This is a genomic window from Myroides odoratimimus (genome assembly GCF_001485415.1).
GTDB lineage: Bacteria > Bacteroidota > Bacteroidia > Flavobacteriales > Flavobacteriaceae > Flavobacterium > Flavobacterium odoratimimum.
In genome coordinates this window covers 1-2,827 of sequence record NZ_BCMQ01000062.1, presented here as the reverse complement: position 1 = coordinate 2,827, position 2,827 = coordinate 1, and the positions used below count along the sequence as shown (strand labels likewise).

Here is a 2,827-nt window from a genome sequence, read left to right as displayed (position 1 = left end):
TTGATTAACTCTGTTACTTTATCATTAGTTTTAATCGTTTCGATTATGTTTTCACTAATATCAATTGGTTTTTTTGTAAATGTTCCATCACCATTATCAATTAAATGATATAACACGAATTTACCATCACCTGTAGTGATTTCACCATAGTAAACATTACCTCCTTGAGTCAAATATCTATTTAACTCGTCTTTGATATCTTGATGATTAAATGAATTTTTAACCTCTTCTGTAATATTTAAATAATAATTTACAGGCTGCTGATTAGCATCTAATTCTTCAGATTTGTATTTAAATAGTATTTGACCTTCTTTAAGAGTTCCTAATGTAGCATCTGTATAAGTTCCCTCTTTCCCAGAAGCGTCAACAATCGTTTTCTGAATATTAGTTTTTGTTTCTAAAGTATTGAAATTCACTTCAGTTTTACCATTAGTTTTGTCAATATAGTATAACTTAACTTCATTATTAACTACTTCAGCAAAAACATTCCCTTCAGATTTAGTAATAAATTTATCAATAAACTTACGATTATCATTAAATACTTGTTCTAAGTTAGAACTTACAGTACCTACTACGTCGATTTTAAATCCTGAAGTAAAAGGAATCCCCTTAACTGGGTCATTAATATCTTTAATATCATTTCCAGCAATTAACCAGGCGTTAACTGCATCTTCATTGAAATAGTAATAAGCTTTTACTACTTCAACTTCAGTTTTACCAGTTTCATCATTTGGATCTTTTATTTTATGCATCTCTGCTTTCATAAAAGTTTTAGTCTCAGATAAGGCGATTAACTCAGCAAATGTAATTGCTTTTTGAGTATACCCTCCGCTACCATCAGGAACTAAATAAGAAAACTCTCCTTTACCATTTGCTCCTCCAGTAGGATTAAAAGCAACTAAATAACTTAGGTTAGCACCATCTACTATATTAGTTATCTTTTTTATTTCTGTATCAACATAATTCTTAACTTCATCTATTTTTTGATTTAATACAGATTCTGAAGTAATAAGTTCCCATTTACTTTCTGCAGGAGTCGTAGTATTATTAGTCCAATAATAGAATCCTTTTGCAGCAGTACCATTTTCATTGTAAACTAACATACTTTCTTTTTTAGAATCACCATCTAAACCGAAAACAGTCACATCATTTAAAGCAATTCTAGGAATTAAAACCCCTTTTTTTTCAGCCACAACGTCTAGAATAGCACTTTTATCTACTCTTTTTGTATTGATACCTACTCCTGGTTTCTCTTGAGCAAAAGCACCTAAACATAATGCTAATGCTAATACTGTATATATTTGTTTTTTCATTATAATTTCTTATTAAAGTTATTTTTTTAAATTATTTAGGACTATTTAGTAGGTGTAAATTTCTCATCAGATATATATCTTAAGATCACATCATATTGTTTACCTGAAGCTAATGGAGCATACATTTTACCAACACCAAATCTAAACTCAACAGGTGTTTTACCTTGATCAGCACTACCTGCTTTAACATCTGTGACAGTTGTCAACACTACTTGTCCTTTATCATCTAAAATCTCAACGTTCAATAATCAACTAAATTTTTCTAATTTAATTGACTCACTAAATGTCGTATTATAATCAACTTTAGTTCCATCACTAGTTTCACCTTGTACAACAGATGCGCTTACAATAGTTTTAAATACTTTAAACCCACCGATAACTTCTCCTGTTTCTGTTGTTACATTGTTCTCAACGATTTCTTTTGTTTTTTCCTTGATTAACTCTGTTACTTTATCATTAGTTTTAATCGTTTCGATTATGTTTTCACTAATATCAATTGGTTTTTTTGTAAATGTTCCATCACCATTATCAATTAAATGATATAACACGAATTTACCATCACCTGTAGTGATTTCACCATAGTAAACATTACCTCCTTGAGTCAAATATCTATTTAACTCGTCTTTGATATCTTGATGATTAAATGAATTTTTAACCTCTTCTGTAATATTTAAATAATAATTTACAGGCTGCTGATTAGCATCTAATTCTTCAGATTTGTATTTAAATAGTATTTGACCTTCTTTAAGAGTTCCTAATGTAGCATCTGTATAAGTTCCCTCTTTCCCAGAAGCGTCAACAATCGTTTTCTGAATATTAGTTTTTGTTTCTAAAGTATTGAAATTCACTTCAGTTTTACCATTAGTTTTGTCAATATAGTATAACTTAACTTCATTATTAACTACTTCAGCAAAAACATTCCCTTCAGATTTAGTAATAAATTTATCAATAAACTTACGATTATCATTAAATACTTGTTCTAAGTTAGAACTTACAGTACCTACTACGTCGATTTTAAATCCTGAAGTAAAAGGAATCCCCTTAACTGGGTCATTAATATCTTTAATATCATTTCCAGCAATTAACCAGGCGTTAACTGCATCTTCATTGAAATAGTAATAAGCTTTTACTACTTCAACTTCAGTTTTACCAGTTTCATCATTTGGATCTTTTATTTTATGCATCTCTGCTTTCATAAAAGTTTTAGTCTCAGATAAGGCGATTAACTCAGCAAATGTAATTGCTTTTTGAGTATACCCTCCGCTACCATCAGGAACTAAATAAGAAAACTCTCCTTTACCATTTGCTCCTCCAGTAGGATTAAAAGCAACTAAATAACTTAGGTTAGCACCATCTACTATATTAGTTATCTTTTTTATTTCTGTATCAACATAATTCTTAACTTCATCTATTTTTTGATTTAATACAGATTCTGAAGTAATAAGTTCCCATTTACTTTCTGCAGGAGTCGTAGTATTATTAGTCCAATAATAGAATCCTTTTGCAGCAGTACC

Annotated in this window: 2 protein-coding genes and 1 pseudogene; all 3 read right to left on the bottom strand. The window is 29.6% G+C overall.

The features are described 5' to 3' along the window. A partial coding sequence (locus MODO_RS18850) for a phage tail-like protein (protein WP_059051743.1) occupies positions 1-1,313 on the bottom strand: 1,313 nt, incomplete at its 3' end. A 41-nt stretch (positions 1,314-1,354) separates the two neighbouring features. Next, a complete protein-coding gene (locus MODO_RS18845; RefSeq protein ID WP_016361638.1) occupies positions 1,355-1,558 on the bottom strand; it encodes a hypothetical protein in 204 nt (67 codons plus the stop codon). A 3-nt stretch (positions 1,559-1,561) separates the two neighbouring features. After that, a pseudogene (locus MODO_RS19415) lies at positions 1,562-2,827 on the bottom strand (hypothetical protein); the annotation flags it as partial.